The sequence below is a fragment of the Methyloversatilis sp. XJ19-49 genome (genome assembly GCF_024580145.1).
Lineage (GTDB): Bacteria > Pseudomonadota > Gammaproteobacteria > Burkholderiales > Rhodocyclaceae > Methyloversatilis.
In genome coordinates, this window is record NZ_JANINI010000007.1 from 163580 (window position 1) to 178749 (window position 15170).

Below are 15170 nucleotides of genomic sequence, written 5' to 3' on the forward strand. Positions count from 1 at the left end.
CCGCGCGCGATGAAAAGTGGGTCAGGTGTCGCCGTTAAGACGGTCGACTTCGGCCTGGGCCGCCGCGAAATCCAGCGTGCCCTCGTAGATGGCGCGTCCGGTGATGGCACCCATGACGCCTTCGTCCTCGACTGCACACAGTGCGCGGATGTCGTCCATATTGGTCACGCCGCCCGAGGCGATGACTGGTATGCGCAGCGCCTGGGCGAGCTTGACGGTCGCTTCGATGTTGACGCCACCCAGCATGCCGTCGCGGCCGATGTCCGTGTAGACGACCGCTTCGACGCCCTGGTCCTCGAACTTCTTCGCCAGATCGACGACATCATGGCCGGTCATTTTCGACCAGCCATCCACCGCCACCTTGCCATCGCGCGCGTCCAGCCCGACGATGATGTGGCCGGGGAATGCGCCGCAGGCATCGTGCACGAAACCCGGGCTCTTCACCGCCGCAGTGCCGATGATGACGTAGCTGATGCCGTCATCCAGGTAGCGTTCGATGGTATCGAGGTCGCGGATGCCACCGCCGAGCTGGATAGGGATTTCGTCACCCAGTTCGCGCACGATGGCCTTGATGGCCGATTCGTTCTTCGGCTTGCCGGCCACGGCGCCGTTCAGGTCGACCAGATGCAGGCGGCGCGCGCCGGCATCCAGCCAATGCCGGGCCATGGCAGCCGGGTCTTCCGAAAATACGGTCACCACATCCATGTCGCCTTGCTTCAGGCGTACGCAGTGGCCGTCCTTGAGGTCGATGGCAGGAATCAGCAGCATGGCACGAGGTCGGGTCGGGTCAGAAAAGGGATGTCGGGAGCGGTCACGGTCGGGCAGCGTTGCCCGGCTTCGTCCATCAGGGTGTCCAGTCGATGAAGTTCGCCAGCAGGCGTAGTCCGGCGTGAGCGCTCTTTTCGGGATGGAACTGAACGGCGAAAATATTATCCCGCGCTATGGCGCTGGTAAAGGGCGCGCCGTAACAGGTTTCGCCGGCAGTCACGGCAGCGTCCTGCGGCACCACATAGTAACTGTGTACGAAGTAGAAACGCTCTTCATCCGGAATGCCTGCCCAGAGCGGGTGTTTCGCTGTCTGCCGAACGCCGTTCCAGCCCATGTGCGGCACCTTCAGGCGGGCGCCGCTGACCGGATCCACCGGATTGTCGAAGCGCCGGACTTCACCCTCCAGAACGCCGAGACCGGGATGATCGCCCTCTTCACTATGCTCGAACAACATCTGCAGGCCGATGCAGATACCGAGGAAAGGCTTGGTCGCGGCAGCATCGATCACCGTACTGCGCAACCGGCGCAGATCGAGTTCGCGCATGCAGTCGGGCATGGCGCCCTGCCCCGGAAACACGATCCGGTCAGCAGTGATCACATCGCGCGGGTCGCTGCTGACGACGACGTCAGCCGCAGGCGCAATGTGCCCGATCGCCTTGGCGACTGAACGCAGGTTGCCCATACCGTAATCGATGATGACAACGCGGGTCATGAGTGGCGCAGGAAGGAGTGGAACGCGTAAGAGTGGGGCGCGAAATCAGGCGAACGCTCAGAGCGAGCCCTTTGTCGACGGCATCTGGCCGGAGGCGCGATCATCGCGCTCGCTGGCCGCACGCAAGGCTCTGGCAAAGGCCTTGAACACTGTTTCGCACTGATGGTGGGCATTGATTCCGCGCAGATTGTCGATGTGCAGTGTGACGAGCGCGTGATTGACGAAGCCCTGGAAGAACTCGCGCACCAGGTCGACGTCGAAATCACCGATGCGCGCACGCGTGTAGTCGACGTTGTAGACGAGGCCCGGACGGCCGGACAGGTCAACGACGACGCGCGACATCGCTTCGTCGAGCGGTACATAGGCGTGGCCGTAGCGGCGCAGCCCCTTCTTGTCGCCAACCGCCTTGGCGTAGGCCTGACCCAGCGAGATGCCGACATCCTCCACCGTGTGGTGGGCATCGATTTCCAGATCACCCTTCGCAATGACTTCCAGATCGATCAAGCCGTGGCGAACGATCTGGTCGAGCATGTGGTCAAGGAAGGGGATGCCAGTATCGAGCTTGCCCTGGCCGCTGCCATCGAGATTGATGCGCACGCTGATCTGGGTTTCGAGCGTGTTGCGCGTGATGTCTGCTTGCCGCATGAATGGTCGGATCGCTGTCGGAAAATCGCTCCGGCGCAGCGCCGGAATCGCAAGTTGCGAATGATAACATCGACTCGCGCAGGGTCATTTGCGGCGCCAGTCGCGCTGGCTGCCCGTTCTCCGTTTCAACAAGTCACCGCCTCGATCATCATGAGCCAGTTCTGGAGCCCCGTCGTCAGCACCCTGTCGCCCTACACACCGGGCGAGCAACCGAAGATCGAAGGCCTGATCAAGCTCAATACCAACGAGTGCCCCTACCCGCCGAGCCCGCGCGCCGTGGCGGCCATACAGGCCGAACTGGGCTTCGACGGCGACCGGCTGAAGCTGTACCCGGAACCGACGGGTCAGTTGCTGCGCGAAGCGATCGCCGTACGCTTCGGTATCGGGCCGGATCAGGTCTTCGTCGGCAACAGTTCCGACGAAGTGCTGGCGCACACCTTCATCGGTCTGCTGAATCACGACCGGCCGCTGGTTTTTCCGGACATCACCTACAGCTTCTACCCGGTCTACTGCCAGTTGTACGGCATCGCCTTCGAGCGCGTGCCGCTGGACGCGCAGTTCGCGATCCGCGTCGACGATCTGATCGCGCGCCGGCCTGGCGCGGTGATCTTTCCGAATCCGAACGCCCCGACCGGCTGCCTGCTGCCGCTGGACGACATCGACCGGCTCGCCGATGCATTGCCCGATTGCCCGGTAATCATCGATGAGGCCTACATCGATTTCGGCGGCGAATCGGCGGTGGTGCTGATCGATCGCCACACCAATCTGCTGGTCACGCAGACGCTGTCGAAGTCGCGTTCGCTGGCCGGTCTGCGCGTGGGTTTCGCCGTGGGTCACCCGGCCTTGATCGAAGCGCTGACGCGGGTGAAGGACAGTTTCAACTCCTACCCGCTCGACCGCCTGGCCCTCGTTGGCGCCACGGCCTCGATCGAGGATGTCGAATGGTTCGAGCAGACGCGCCGGCGCGTCATCGCCAGCCGGGAAGTGCTGCGCGCAGATCTGGCTGAGTTGGGCTTCGAAGTACTGCCGTCTGCCGCCAACTTCCTGTTCGTCCGCCATCCGGCGCACGACGCCGCCGCGCTGGCACTGGCACTGCGCGAGCGGCGCATCCTGGTGCGTCACTTCAAGGCAGCACGCATCGACCAGTTTCTGCGCATCACGATCGGCACCGATGCGTGTTGTGCATCGCTGATCGCCGCGCTGCGCGACATCATGCAGGTTTCCTGACCCGATTCCGCAACTGCGGAGCGCTTCTTGCTAGTGCATTCGGGTCCACATCCTCAGGTCGTTCAGTCATGCATCGCTTCACCCGTACCCTGCTTCAGTCCGCCCTGATCGCCGCGCTCGCCGGCTGCACGGGCATTTCGTTCAAGCAAGGTGCTGGCGGTGAGGACTTCCGTCGCGCCGAAGCCGAATGCAAGAGCACCACTTCGGAGCGCAGCGCCTTCTCCCGGTGCATGGACGAAAAAGGATGGTGGACGCGGTCGATGGAAGAACTGTCGCAACTCGGTTTTGCGCCCGTGGATGAGGACGCGGCCGATGCCGAGGAAGAGAGCGCAGCGCCGGTAGCCGCAGCGGCGGCTTCTTCCGGTTCTGCAAGCGCAGCCACGGGTTCGAAGCCGGCTGTGGCAGCCCCTTCCGGCGTTGCACCGGCAGAAAAGAAGGCCGGCGCAGCCCGACCGGCTGCCGCAGTGGCCGCCAAACCTGCCGTGCCGAAAGATCCGCTGTCGCGCATCACCATTGCCATGTGGGCCAAAGCCGGCGCCGACGGCTCGGCGCTGATGACTTCACAGGCAGCCTGCCTGTCTTCACTCGGTGCCGGCCACGAACCCGATCCGGTCGCCAAGACGGTCACTCGCGGCCTGTACGACTGCCTGCGCAAGGATGGCTGGACCGGCATGACCTTACGCTGACTTTTCCCTGCGCTACCCCAATCCGTGGCGTTTGATCATCTCACCCAAATGGAATACTCTTGGGTCGGGTGTATGCACAATAGATAATTCAAAAAGCGGCATTTGAACGGCTGCCAGGGACACACCCGAAGAAATCCGCCTTCAACGAGGCGGTTCATCACATTTCCCAAGGAGAGTCCCATGTTGTCAGCACGCAAGCTTCTGGCTATCTCGCTGTGCCTGTCGGCGCAGCACACGTTCGCACTGAGTAACGGTGACATTGCGTTCACCGCACTGAATACCGATGAAGACGGCTGGACCGTCGTGGCCCTGGCCGACCTGGCGGCGGACAGCACGATCTACTTCACCGACAGCAACTGGGGCGGCGCCGCATTTTCGAGCGCCGAAGGCTTTCACACCTGGAACACCGGCGCGGCATCGATCGCCGCGGGCAGCGTGATCCGCTTCAGCCAGATCGATCAGGCCAGCCGCGCGGTGTCGATCGGCGCGCTGACCTCGTCAGGCAGCCGTGCGTTGAGCAGCACCGCCGAAACCGTGTACGCCTACCTGGGCACGGCCGCCAACAGCCCGACCACCTTCCTCGCCGCGGTGTCATCCGAAGCAGGCGCCGCCGCCACGAACGCGCTCTCTGCCGCCGGGCTGCAGGACGGCGTCAATGCCGTCATTCTGACGGCCAGCACCGACTTCGCCGAATACACCGGGCCGCGCAGCGGGGAAGCAGATTTCGCAACTTATCGGCTGCTGGTCAACGCCTCATCGAACTGGACCGGCTTCACGGATGGTGACCAGTCCGCTGCACAACCCGGCCTCGCGGCGTTTTCGATTTCGGTGTCTCCGGTGCCGGAAGTGTCGGGGGGCTGGATGATGTTGGCAGGCCTTGCGCTGGTGGCCGCGCGCCTGCGTCGATAACCCGCCGGCACCAGGCGGTAAAGCTCAGGGCGCTGGCAGGGGTTCGACCAGCGCCCTGTAGGCATGCCACGTTGCGTGCCCGATCAGCGGCATCAGCACGATCAGGCCGAGGAACAGGGTCGTGAAGCCGGCCACGGTCAGCAACACGATCAGCACGGCCCACACCAGCATCGGGCCGGGGTTGCGACCGAGCGCGATCAGGCTCGCCAGCATCGAAGTGACCGCGTCCTGCCGCCGGTCCAGCATCAATGGAATGGCGACCACGCTGGCGCCGAACACGAGTGACGCAAAGATGAAGCCGACCACTGCGTAGGCCAGCAGGAATTCGACGTTCTCCAGACTGACCACCTGTTCGACAAACCGGCTGGCGGACGGCATTTCAGAGGTATAGAACAGCGCGAACACGACCAGCGACGCGCGCGCCCACACGAGAAAGATGATGATCAGCACGACGGCGAACACGCCGATTGCCCCGGCATTGTGCTGACCTGCGGTGAGCGAGTGCGCCAGCATGGGTGTTTCACCGGCTTCGCGCCGGCGCGACAGGTCGTACAGGCCGAGCGAAAGAAAAGGGCCCAGCAGCAGGAAGCCGCAGACCAGCGCCGAGGTGAGGTGATAGGCGTGACTGAACACGACCGACAGCAGCACGCCCATGAAGGCGAAACAGCCGCCGTAGAAAATGCTGGCGGCCGGATTGCCGGCCAGATCCGCAGCACCCTTGGCAAGCCAGTCGAACGGCGCGAACAGTGTCACTTCACGGACGACCGGAAACGGAAGCCCCTGTGCATCACCCCGGGCCGGACTTTCTCCGGTCGGCAGTTCCGATGGCTGCATGCGTACACCCCTCATCCGCATCACTGCATTGATGTGCGCCGACCACCCTGCCGGCGCGTGACCCGGCGCCACTGTACGCCGAGTCGTCGCAGCCGGGGGAATCAGTCCTTCAGACGCATTTCAGCCGAACGTGCGTGCGCCTGCAGACCTTCGCCATGCGCGAGCACCGACGCAATGCGGCCGAGTTTCTGCGCGCCTTCAGCGGAAATTTCGAGGATGGACGTGCGCTTCTGGAAGTCATACACCCCGAGCGGGCTCGAGAAGCGCGCACTGCGCATCGTCGGCAGCACGTGGTTCGGGCCCGCGCAGTAGTCGCCCAGCGCCTCGACCGAGTAGTGTCCGAGGAACATGGCACCCGCGTGACGGATGCGGTCTACCCAGTCGCGCGGCGTTTCGGTGCAGATTTCGAGGTGCTCCGGCGCGATCCGGTTGGCGATGTCACACGCCTCGCCGAGGTCGCGCACCTTGATCAGCGCTCCCCGGTTGGCAAGGGACGTGGTGATGGTGTCGCGTCGCGGCATGTCAGGCAGCAGACGGTCGATCGATGCATGTACTCGGTCGATGAAGGCAGCGTCGGTGCACAGCAGGATGGACTGGGCAAGCTCGTCATGCTCAGCCTGGGCGAACAGGTCCATCGCGACCCAGTCCGGATTGCCGTGGCCATCGGAAATGATCAGCACCTCGGACGGGCCGGCCACCATGTCGATGCCGACCGTGCCGAACACCCGGCGTTTGGCGCTGGCCACATACGCATTGCCCGGGCCGACGATCTTGTCCACCTGCGGAATGCTCTGCGTGCCGTAGGCAAGCGCGCCGACCGCCTGGGCGCCACCGATCGTGAACACGCGGTCGACGCCGGTGATGGCAGCGGCTGCAAGCACCAGTGCATTGCGCTCGCCACCCGGGGTTGGCACGACCATGATCAATTCCGATACGCCCGCGACCTTGGCCGGCACGGCGTTCATCAGCACCGAACTCGGGTAGGACGCGCGGCCGCCGGGCACATACAGCCCGACGCGATCAAGCGGCGTCACCTTCTGGCCCAGCGTGGTGCCGTCCGCTTCGGTGTATTCCCACGATGCCTGCTTCTGGCGCTCGTGATACAGGCGCACGCGGTCGGCGGCTTCGACCAATGCCGCACGCTGCTCGTCGCCCAGACTGGCATAGGCCTCGTCGAGCACGCTGCGCGGCAGCTCGAGTTCGACCATCGACGCCGCGTTGAGGCGGTCGAAGCGGCGGGTGCACTCGAGCACGGCCTCGTCGCCGCGCGCACGCACATCGCGCAGGATGCCGGCTACCGCCGCTTCGATGGCGTCGTCGGTCGACGCATCGAAGGCGAGCAGCGCATCGAGCTGTTCGATGAAATCCGGCGCGCCGGAATCCATGCGTCGGATGGCGGTACTCATTGCACCGCCCCGGCGATCGCTTCGAGTATCGGCGACAGCGCATCGTGCTTCACTTTCAGTGAAGCCTGATTGATGATGAGCCGGGAGCTGATGTCCATGATGTGTTCGACCTCGACCAGATTGTTCGCGCGCAGCGTACCGCCACTGCTGACCAGATCGACGATGGCGTCAGCCAGTCCGACCAGCGGCGCCAGTTCCATCGATCCGTACAGCTTGATCAGGTCGACGTGGACGCCCTTGGCCGCGAAATGTTCGCGCGCCGTGTGCACATACTTGGTCGCCACCTTGAGGCGCGCACCGCGGCGCACTGCCTGCTCGTAGTCGAAACCGGCCTGCGTCGCCACACTCAGGCGGCAGCACGCAATCTTCAGGTCGATCGGCTGGTAAAGGCCGGCGCCGCCGTGTTCCAGCAGCACATCCTTGCCGGCAATGCCGATGTCCGCCGCGCCGTACTGCACATAGGTCGGTGTGTCGGACGCGCGCACGATGACCAGGCGCACATCCGGCCGGTTGGTTCCGATGATGAGCTTTCGCGACGTCTCGGGATCGTCGGTCGGTTCGATGCCGGCCGCCGCAAGCAGCGGCAGCGTTTCTTCGAAAATGCGACCCTTGGACAGGGCGAGGGTGATGCCTTCCACGGTGTGCCTCGTTAGCGGTTGGATCGGCGGCGGCTGAGTCGGCCGCGGGAACGTCGATGGCAGGTCAGGACAGGCGCCTGACGGTGGCGCCGAGCGCGGCCAGTTTCTGTTCGATGCGCTCGTAGCCGCGATCCAGATGATAGATGCGTTCGATCACGGTTTCACCACGCGCCACGAGACCGGCGATGATCAGTCCGGCCGACGCGCGCAGATCGGTGGCCATGACGGTCGCCCCATCGAGCTGCGCCACGCCCTGGACCACCGCGGTGTTGCCATCGATGCGGATGTCCGCGCCCAGCCGGGCCAGTTCGACCGCATGCATGAAGCGATTCTCGAAAATCGTTTCGCGGATGATGGACGTGCCTTCGGCCAGCGCATTGATCGCCATGAACTGCGCCTGCATGTCCGTCGGAAAGGCCGGATAGGGCGCCGTACGGATCGACACCGCCTTCAGCCGTCGCGGCGCCCGCAGTACGATGGCTTCGAACGACGGCGACTTTTCGGTGCGGATGTCGCAGCCGGCATCCATCAGCTTGTCGACCACCGCATCGAGGTAGGCGGCCGACGTGCCGGTCAGGCGGATTTCGCCGCCGGTGGCCGCCGCTGCGCACAGATAGGTACCGGTTTCAATGCGGTCCGGCATGATGCGATGTGTCGCGCCGTGCAGCCGCTCGACGCCCTGAATGCGGATCACGTCGCTGCCGGCGCCTGATATGCGCGCGCCCATGGCGACCAGACAGTTCGCCAGATCGACGACTTCCGGCTCGCGGGCGGCGTTCTCGATCACCGTTTCGCCATCGGCGAGCACGGCGGCCATCATCAGGTTTTCGGTGCCGGTCACGGTCACCATGTCGGTGAATAGCCGCGCGCCACGCAGGCGCGACGTGCGCGCGACGACATAGCCGTGTTCCACCGCGATGTCGGCACCCATCGCCGTCAGACCCTTGATGTGCTGATCGACCGGTCGCGCACCGATCGCGCAGCCGCCGGGCAGAGACACCTTCGCCTCGCCGCAGCGGGCCACCAGCGGACCGAGCACGAGGATGGAGGCGCGCATGGTTTTCACCATTTCGTACGGCGCCAGCGGATTGTCCAGCCCGGACGCATCCAGCGTGACGACCGAGCCGTCGCGCTGCACGGCTACGCCCATCTGCGCCAGCAACTTGAGCATGGTGCCGATGTCGTTGAGCTGCGGCACATTGGTCAGCGTCAGTGGCTCACGTGTCAGCAGCGCTGCGCACAGGATGGGCAGCGCTGCATTCTTGGCACCCGACATCTCGGCCTCGCCCTGCAGGCGATGACCACCTTCGATCAACAGCTTGTCCATCGTGCGATCAGGCCTTCCACTCGGCCGGCGTCAGCGTCTTCATCGACAGCGCATGGATTTCCTCGCGCATGCGATCGCCCAGCGCGGCGTAGACGAGCTGGTGACGGCGGATGCGGGTCAGACCGTCGAAGGCCGCGGACACGATGACCGCCTCGAAGTGCTGGCCGTCACCGGACACCTGACAGTGGTCACAGGCGATGCCGGCTGTGATGGAGGATTCAATGCTTTGCGGAGTAACCATATCAACTTCTCAATTTGTAGCCGCGGGCCAGCATGTTCAAAGTGGCATAGGTCAACGCCACGAAACTGCCGCCTGCGACGAGGGCACTGATCCACGGCGAAACATCCGACTGGCCGAAGAAGCCGTAACGGAAACCATCGATCATGTAGAAGAACGGATTGACGTGCGACACCGTCTGCCAGAACGCCGGCAGCGAGTGGATGGAGTAGAACACACCGGACAGGAAGGTGAGCGGCATCACGACGAAATTCTGGAACGCGGCAAGCTGGTCGAACTTGTCGGCCCAGATGCCTGCAATGACGCCGAGACTGGCCAGGATGGCGCCGCCCAGTGTCGCGAAGAACAATATCCACAGCGGATGCGCATAGGGCAATTCGACGAACCACAGCGTCACCAGCCAGACGCCGGCGCCGACCACCAGCCCGCGGATGACCGCCGCCAGCACGTAGGCGGCGTAGAACTCGCGATACGAAATCGGCGGCAGCAGCACGAACACGATGTTGCCGGTCACCTTCGACTGGATCAGCGACGAGGAACTGTTGGAGAACGCGTTCTGAAGCAGGCTCATCATCACCAGACCTGGCACCAGGAAAGCCGTGTAGCTCACGCCACCATACACTTCGACCTGACGGTCGAGCACGTGCGAAAACACAAGCAGGTAGAGCAACGCGGTCAGTACCGGTGCGCCGACGGTCTGGAAGCCGACCTTCCAGAAGCGCAGCACCTCTTTGTATAGAAGGGTACGCAGCGCAATGCTCACGCGGCCTCCTGCATGATGGAAATGAACACGTCTTCAAGATCCGGACGGACCAGTTCGATCTCTTCAAGTCCGACGCCGGCCGCATGCAGCCGGGCGAGGCAGGCGCTGACCGCGTCGGCGTTTTCGAGCGCTAGCACGACACGTCCGTCGGCCGTTGCTCGCGCCACGGCGTGCAGATCGGCAGGCAGCGCAACGTCGCCGCGCAGGCGAAGGCGCAGCATCTGCTGGATGGGCCGCGCCAGCAGATCGGCCGTATTGTCGAGTGCAATGACGCGCCCCTGCTTCAGCATGGCGATGCGACCGCACAGGCTTTCCGCTTCTTCCAGATAGTGGGTGGTCAGCACGATGGTGTGGCCCTGTCGGTTCAGATCGCGCACAAAGGCCCACAGGCCCTGGCGCAGCTCGACATCGACACCGGCGGTCGGTTCGTCCAGCACGATGACCGGCGGTCGGTGCACCAGCGCCTGCGCGACCAGCACCCGTCGCTTCATGCCGCCGGACAGCGCTCGCATGTTCACGTCAGCCTTCGTATGGAGGTCGAGGTGATGCAGGATTTCGTCTATCCAGTCATCGTTGCGGCGCAAGCCGAAGTAGCCGGACTGGATGCGCAGCGTTTCGCGCACCGTGAAGAAGGGATCGAACACCAGTTCCTGCGGCACCACACCCAGGTTGCGCCGCGCATCGCGATAGTCGTCAACCACGTCGTGCCCCATCACCCGTATCACGCCGGAATCGGCGCGGCCGAGTCCGGCGAGCAGGGAGATCAGCGTGGTCTTGCCGGCACCGTTCGGTCCGAGCAGGCCGAAGAATTCGCCTTGCCGAACGGTCAGAGATACATGATCGAGCGCCTGAAGCGAGCCATATCGCTTGCAGACGCCATCGATCAGCAAGGCGGCAGACGGATCAGACATGGACATGCTTCGGGACGCGCACCGCAGCGGTGCCGGGAAAGACGGCGATCAGCGTGCGGAGGACGCGGCGTCAAGTCCGCAGAACGACGACACTTCGTACAGATTGGACAGGCTGAGCAGTCCTTCGGGGGCACCGACGACCGGCAGCGGACCAGCCGAACCCGACGACGCACGTTCCCAGGCAAGCAGCACGGCGATGGCAGCCGAATCCACTTCGCTCACTCCGGACAGATCGATCGATCTGGCCGATCCGATCAATGCGAGACCGGCGTCGCGCAAACCGACCGCCTCGGCCAGACGCATCGCGCCAGTCACCCGCAGCACATCTCCATCCAGAGCGATCATTTTGCAGCGGCTGCCGGCGGGGAATTCTTCAAGCGCAGGGACTTCACCAGACCGTCGACGCCGCCGGCACGAATTTCGGCGGCAAAGGTTTCGCGATAATTGGTCACCAGGCTGACGCCAGCGACGCTCACGTCATACACCTTCCAGCCTTCGCCGTTCTTCTCGAGCGCATAGTCGATCGGGATCGGCCGACCGCCTGCGCGAACGACCTTGGTCTTGACGGTCACGTCGGTCTGCTCGGGCGCCATGCGGAACGGATCGAATTCGACCGTCTCGTTCTTGTAACTGGTCAAGGCATTCGAGTACGTGCGAACCAGCAGCGTGCGAAACTCGGTGATCAGCTGCCCCTTCTGTTCGTCCGACGCATTCGTCCACTCGCGCCCCATGGCCAGCTGCGTCATGCGCGAAAAATTGAAGTGAGGGATCACCTGGGTTTCCACCAGTTCTGCTGCGCGCTTCTTGTCGCCCGCCTTGATGGCCGCATCGGTCCGCAGGGTGTTCAACACCTCTTCGGTCACTTCCTTTACGAGCGTATCGGGCGTTTTCGCGACGTTCGCCTGCGCCCCGGCGCTCAGGGCGAAAGTCAGCAGAAACAGTTGAAATATGCGTTTGAACATGAGTTCTCCCAGATGAAAAAGGCCTGTCGCCATGCGACAGGCCGTCATGACCACACCGCCCCGCCAGACTGGCCGGGGCGCTGAAACGGTCAGTTCGACGCTACGGCGAGCTCCGTCGACCGCTGCGAATTCATGACATCAACGCCCATGGTGGCAGGTGTGCCGACAAGCATGAAGCGCCAAGTTGCTTCAATCGGTAACATGTTCATCAGGTTTTCGCTCGGCGCAAGCTGTGCGAACGGGCTTTCACGCGGTGCGTTTCCGTCATAGATCAGGCTGCGGCGACGCTGCAGGTAGGCATCGCGCACGTAAGCGTACTTGTCGAGCGCGGCGGCTTCGATCGCGCTTTCCGCCTTCAGGAAATCGGCGCGCATATCGATGGCACGCAGCGCAAGGGCGGAATTGCGGACCGAGACGGGATCGTGGTTGGCAACCGGATCGATCCAGACGTCGACCAGGAAGCCGCCGGTATCACGCAGCGTGCGCGGTCCGATGATCGGCAGCACGACATACGCGCCATCGCCCACACCCCAACGGCCGAGCGTCTGGCCGAAATCTTCCTCGTGCTTTTCGAGCCCCATGCCGGTGGCCACGTCGAACAACCCGACGATGCCGATGGTCGTGTTGATGACCACGCGTCCGACATCGGACAGTGCTTCGCCCGGCTTGCCCTGGATCAGGTTGTTGAAACCGATCCACAGATCCGCGATGTTGCCGAAGAAATTCGACACACCGGTCTGGACAGGCGTCGGCGTGATGTAGTCATAACCCTGCGCAACGGGCTTGATGAGCGCCTTGTCGACCGTTTCGTTGAACGAGAAGACCGCGCGGTTGAACCCTTCGATCGGATCCTTAGGATTGCCCGAGGTTGCGCAACCGGTCATCAGCGTTGCAGCAATGGCTGCAACGAGCACCGGACGTATATTCGATGTCTGCTTTTTTGTATCGGTCATCTGGCGAGCTTCCCGGCTATGCACTATGCACATCACTGCTCGGGAGCCTGCGGGCTCTCGGCAGCCTTGTTGAACATGAACTGACTGATCAGCTTTTCAAGCACTACCGCAGACTGCGTCTTCGTTATCGTTGCGCCGGCGGCAAGCATTTCCGAATCGCCGCCGACTTCAAAACCGATGTACTGCTCGCCGAGCAATCCTGACGTCAGGATGGTCGCAAACGTGTCACGCGGGAAAACATACCGCTTATCGACATCCATCCTGACCACCGCGACATAAAGAGTGGGGTCGAAAGTGATTTCCGTCACCCGACCGACCACGACGCCCGCACTTTTTACGGGTGCGCGCGGTTTCAGGCCACCGATGTTATCAAAGTTGGCTTGCAGCCTGTATGTCTCGCCTATGTTAGCGGACGCAAGGTTGCCGACCTTTAGTGCCAGAAACAACACTGCGGCCACGCCGATCGCCACGAACACACCGACCCACAGGTCGAGCACAGTACGGTTCATCCGTTACCCCTGAACATGAAGGATGTAAGCACAAAGTCCAGCGCCAGAATGGTGAGCGCCGAATTGACAACAGTTCGCGTGATTGCGCGCGACACGCCCTCGGCGGTCGGGGCCGAATCGTAACCTTCGAAAACCGCGATCAGCGACACCGCAAAGCCGAACACCACGCTTTTGATGATGCCGTTCACGATGTCGTAGCGGAAATCGACCGATGCCTGCATCTGCGACCAGAAGGCCCCGTCATCGACACCGATGAACACGACACCGATGAACCAGGCGCCGAACACGCCCATCATCGAAAATAGCGCCGCGAGCAGCGGCATCGAAATGACGCCGCCCCAGAAGCGCGGTGCCACGACCCGTGCGATCGGGTCTACCGCCATCATGTCCATCGCCTTGAGCTGCTCGGTCGTCTTCATCAGGCCGATTTCGGCTGTCAGCGCCGAACCTGCGCGGCTGGCGAACAGCAGCCCGGCAACCACCGGCCCCAGTTCGCGCACCAGCGACAGCGCCACCAGAATGCCCAGCGCCTCGCTAGAGCCGTAGCGCTGCAGCGTTTCGTACCCCTGCAGACCGAGCACCAGACCGACGAAGAAGCCGGACACCATGATGATGATCAGCGACAGTACACCGGTCGAAAATACCTCGCGAATGGTCAGCGAGAAGCGCGAAAACGCTGTGCCCGAGCGCATCAGTACCGCAACGAAGAAGCGGCTGGCGAAGCCAAGCCGCCAGAGACCGTCGAGCGTGCGCGCCCCCATCGAGCGAAGCACCCGGGCGATCATGCGTACGTCTCCATCAGGGTTGTCCGGTAATCGTCACCCGGAAAATGGAACGGCAGCGGCCCGTCGATCTCCGCGTTGACGAATTGATGCACGAACGGATCGGTCGAGGCACGGATCTCGTCCGGCGTGCCTTCGGCCACCACCTTGCCGGCCGACAGGAAATACAGGTAATCGACGATTTCGAGAGATTCGTGCACGTCGTGCGTCACCATGATCGAACTCGCACCAAGCGCGTCATTGAGCCGGCGGATCAACTGGCCGACCACGGCAAGGGAAATCGGATCAAGCCCGGCGAACGGCTCGTCGTACATGATGAGCATCGGGTCGAGCGCCACGGCACGGGCCAGTGCGACGCGACGCGCCATCCCGCCGGACAGTTCGGCCGGCATCAGCTTCCAAGCACCGCGCAGCCCGACTGCGTGCAGTTTGGTCATGACCAGATCGCGGATCATGTCGGACGGAAGGTCGGTGTGTTCGCGCAACGGAAAGGCCACGTTGTCGAACACGTTCAGATCGGTAAACAGCGCGCCGAACTGGAACAGCATGCCCATGCGCCGCCGCGCGGCATACATTTCGCGGCGCGACAGCCGCGCAAGCTCCTGCCCGTCCACCGTCAGGTGGCCCGCCGTCGGTTTGAGCTGACCGCCGATCAGGCGCAGCAATGTCGTCTTCCCGCAGCCGCTGCCGCCCATGATGGCGACCAGTTTGCCGCGCGGAATGCGCAGATTGATGCCGGAAAGGATGGGCCGCGTGTCGTAGGCGAAGTCGACGTTCTTCAAGTCGACCAGAATGTCTTCGGCCGGAGGGGACAGTGACACGTGAACAGGGTATGCGGGTGACAGGGAGCGCGATTGTAGCAGAGGCGCTCCTCAGGCCGCAGCGACGCTTCCGGATGCT

The 15170-nt window shown here is 63.3% G+C and carries 19 protein-coding genes; 3 read left to right on the forward strand and 16 right to left on the reverse strand.

The window, feature by feature from the left end:
• Positions 1-21: 21 nt before the first annotated feature.
• The 3 genes from hisA to hisB all read right to left on the reverse strand — a co-directional run bounded on the left by hisA (position 22) and on the right by hisB (position 2125).
• On the reverse strand, positions 22-768 hold the full coding sequence (gene hisA / locus NMQ16_RS10400; protein ID WP_257080502.1) for a 1-(5-phosphoribosyl)-5-[(5-phosphoribosylamino)methylideneamino]imidazole-4-carboxamide isomerase: 747 nt from the start codon (positions 766-768) through the stop codon (positions 22-24).
• 76 nt (positions 769-844) lie between these two features.
• The gene (hisH, locus tag NMQ16_RS10405) at positions 845-1480 is read right to left on the reverse strand and encodes an imidazole glycerol phosphate synthase subunit HisH (protein ID WP_257080504.1); all 636 of its coding nucleotides are present in this window, start codon (positions 1478-1480) and stop codon (positions 845-847) included.
• Between the two features lie 57 nt (positions 1481-1537).
• Positions 1538-2125, reverse strand: a complete 588-nt coding sequence (gene hisB, locus NMQ16_RS10410; RefSeq protein WP_257080505.1) for an imidazoleglycerol-phosphate dehydratase HisB — start codon at positions 2123-2125, stop codon at positions 1538-1540.
• 150 nt (positions 2126-2275) lie between these two features.
• On the opposite strand from hisB, the gene NMQ16_RS10415 reads away from it, so the two are divergent.
• The 3 genes from NMQ16_RS10415 to NMQ16_RS10425 all read left to right on the forward strand — a co-directional run bounded on the left by NMQ16_RS10415 (position 2276) and on the right by NMQ16_RS10425 (position 4947).
• A complete protein-coding gene (locus tag NMQ16_RS10415; protein WP_257080507.1) occupies positions 2276-3352 on the forward strand; it encodes a histidinol-phosphate transaminase in 1077 nt (358 codons plus the stop codon).
• A 68-nt stretch (positions 3353-3420) separates the two neighbouring features.
• Entirely contained in the window at positions 3421-4038 is a 618-nt protein-coding gene (locus NMQ16_RS10420; RefSeq protein WP_257080508.1) for a hypothetical protein, read from the forward strand.
• A gap of 180 nt (positions 4039-4218) precedes the next feature.
• Positions 4219-4947 carry a hypothetical protein gene (locus tag NMQ16_RS10425; RefSeq protein ID WP_257080509.1) on the forward strand — a complete coding sequence of 243 codons (729 nt, stop codon included), beginning with the start codon at positions 4219-4221 and terminating at the stop codon, positions 4945-4947.
• A gap of 24 nt (positions 4948-4971) precedes the next feature.
• Here NMQ16_RS10425 and NMQ16_RS10430 read toward each other — a convergent pair whose 3' ends face one another.
• From NMQ16_RS10430 to NMQ16_RS10490, 13 genes are all read right to left on the reverse strand, one after another.
• Positions 4972-5781, reverse strand: a complete 810-nt coding sequence (locus tag NMQ16_RS10430; RefSeq protein WP_257080510.1) for a DUF2189 domain-containing protein — start codon at positions 5779-5781, stop codon at positions 4972-4974.
• A 101-nt stretch (positions 5782-5882) separates the two neighbouring features.
• On the reverse strand, positions 5883-7187 hold the full coding sequence (gene hisD / locus NMQ16_RS10435; RefSeq protein WP_257080511.1) for a histidinol dehydrogenase: 1305 nt from the start codon (positions 7185-7187) through the stop codon (positions 5883-5885).
• Positions 7184-7825 (reverse strand): ATP phosphoribosyltransferase, encoded by a 642-nt coding sequence (gene hisG, locus NMQ16_RS10440; protein ID WP_257080513.1) that lies wholly within the window; start codon positions 7823-7825, stop codon positions 7184-7186. The genes hisD and hisG overlap by 4 nt, the downstream gene beginning before the upstream one ends.
• Positions 7826-7889: 64 nt before the next feature.
• A complete protein-coding gene (gene murA / locus NMQ16_RS10445; RefSeq protein WP_257080515.1) occupies positions 7890-9152 on the reverse strand; it encodes a UDP-N-acetylglucosamine 1-carboxyvinyltransferase in 1263 nt (420 codons plus the stop codon).
• A 7-nt stretch (positions 9153-9159) separates the two neighbouring features.
• Positions 9160-9393 carry a BolA family protein gene (locus NMQ16_RS10450; protein ID WP_257080517.1) on the reverse strand — a complete coding sequence of 78 codons (234 nt, stop codon included), beginning with the start codon at positions 9391-9393 and terminating at the stop codon, positions 9160-9162.
• A gap of 1 nt (position 9394) precedes the next feature.
• Positions 9395-10153, reverse strand: a complete 759-nt coding sequence (locus NMQ16_RS10455; protein WP_257080519.1) for an ABC transporter permease — start codon at positions 10151-10153, stop codon at positions 9395-9397.
• Entirely contained in the window at positions 10150-11064 is a 915-nt protein-coding gene (locus tag NMQ16_RS10460) for an ABC transporter ATP-binding protein (protein ID WP_257080521.1), read from the reverse strand. Before NMQ16_RS10460 ends, NMQ16_RS10455 begins: the two co-directional genes overlap by 4 nt.
• A 48-nt stretch (positions 11065-11112) precedes the next feature.
• Entirely contained in the window at positions 11113-11409 is a 297-nt protein-coding gene (locus NMQ16_RS10465) for a lipid asymmetry maintenance protein MlaB (RefSeq protein WP_257080522.1), read from the reverse strand.
• Positions 11406-12026, reverse strand: coding sequence for a phospholipid-binding protein MlaC (locus NMQ16_RS10470; RefSeq protein ID WP_257080524.1), 621 nt, complete (start codon positions 12024-12026; stop codon positions 11406-11408). Before NMQ16_RS10470 ends, NMQ16_RS10465 begins: the two co-directional genes overlap by 4 nt.
• Before the next feature lie 89 nt (positions 12027-12115).
• Positions 12116-12979, reverse strand: coding sequence for a VacJ family lipoprotein (locus NMQ16_RS10475; protein WP_257080526.1), 864 nt, complete (start codon positions 12977-12979; stop codon positions 12116-12118).
• Positions 12980-13011: 32 nt separating this feature from the next.
• The gene (gene mlaD / locus NMQ16_RS10480) at positions 13012-13488 is read right to left on the reverse strand and encodes an outer membrane lipid asymmetry maintenance protein MlaD (protein WP_257080528.1); all 477 of its coding nucleotides are present in this window, start codon (positions 13486-13488) and stop codon (positions 13012-13014) included.
• Positions 13485-14273: a lipid asymmetry maintenance ABC transporter permease subunit MlaE gene (mlaE, locus tag NMQ16_RS10485; RefSeq protein WP_069039422.1), complete on the reverse strand. Its 789-nt coding sequence runs from the start codon at positions 14271-14273 to the stop codon at positions 13485-13487. Before mlaE ends, mlaD begins: the two co-directional genes overlap by 4 nt.
• The gene (locus tag NMQ16_RS10490) at positions 14270-15091 is read right to left on the reverse strand and encodes an ABC transporter ATP-binding protein (RefSeq protein WP_257080532.1); all 822 of its coding nucleotides are present in this window, start codon (positions 15089-15091) and stop codon (positions 14270-14272) included. The genes mlaE and NMQ16_RS10490 overlap by 4 nt, the downstream gene beginning before the upstream one ends.
• Positions 15092-15170 lie beyond the last annotated feature (79 nt).

Bases quoted from the DNA above. Each gene is read 5' to 3' on its own strand.
- hisB (WP_257080505.1), bottom strand. From the start codon at position 2,125: ATGCGGCAAGCAGACATCACGCGCAACACGCTCGAAACCCAGATCAGC.
- NMQ16_RS10450 (WP_257080517.1), bottom strand. From the start codon at position 9,393: ATGGTTACTCCGCAAAGCATTGAATCCTCCATCACAGCCGGCATCGCC.
- NMQ16_RS10460 (WP_257080521.1), bottom strand. From the start codon at position 11,064: ATGTCTGATCCGTCTGCCGCCTTGCTGATCGATGGCGTCTGCAAGCGA.
- NMQ16_RS10430 (WP_257080510.1), bottom strand. From the start codon at position 5,781: ATGCAGCCATCGGAACTGCCGACCGGAGAAAGTCCGGCCCGGGGTGAT.
- mlaD (WP_257080528.1), bottom strand. From the start codon at position 13,488: ATGAACCGTACTGTGCTCGACCTGTGGGTCGGTGTGTTCGTGGCGATC.
- murA (WP_257080515.1), bottom strand. From the start codon at position 9,152: ATGGACAAGCTGTTGATCGAAGGTGGTCATCGCCTGCAGGGCGAGGCC.
- NMQ16_RS10475 (WP_257080526.1), bottom strand. From the start codon at position 12,979: ATGACCGATACAAAAAAGCAGACATCGAATATACGTCCGGTGCTCGTT.
- hisH (WP_257080504.1), bottom strand. From the start codon at position 1,480: ATGACCCGCGTTGTCATCATCGATTACGGTATGGGCAACCTGCGTTCA.
- NMQ16_RS10425 (WP_257080509.1), top strand. From the start codon at position 4,219: ATGTTGTCAGCACGCAAGCTTCTGGCTATCTCGCTGTGCCTGTCGGCG.
- hisD (WP_257080511.1), bottom strand. From the start codon at position 7,187: ATGAGTACCGCCATCCGACGCATGGATTCCGGCGCGCCGGATTTCATC.
- NMQ16_RS10420 (WP_257080508.1), top strand. From the start codon at position 3,421: ATGCATCGCTTCACCCGTACCCTGCTTCAGTCCGCCCTGATCGCCGCG.
- NMQ16_RS10415 (WP_257080507.1), top strand. From the start codon at position 2,276: ATGAGCCAGTTCTGGAGCCCCGTCGTCAGCACCCTGTCGCCCTACACA.
- NMQ16_RS10465 (WP_257080522.1), bottom strand. From the start codon at position 11,409: ATGATCGCTCTGGATGGAGATGTGCTGCGGGTGACTGGCGCGATGCGT.
- mlaE (WP_069039422.1), bottom strand. From the start codon at position 14,273: ATGATCGCCCGGGTGCTTCGCTCGATGGGGGCGCGCACGCTCGACGGT.
- hisA (WP_257080502.1), bottom strand. From the start codon at position 768: ATGCTGCTGATTCCTGCCATCGACCTCAAGGACGGCCACTGCGTACGC.
- NMQ16_RS10470 (WP_257080524.1), bottom strand. From the start codon at position 12,026: ATGTTCAAACGCATATTTCAACTGTTTCTGCTGACTTTCGCCCTGAGC.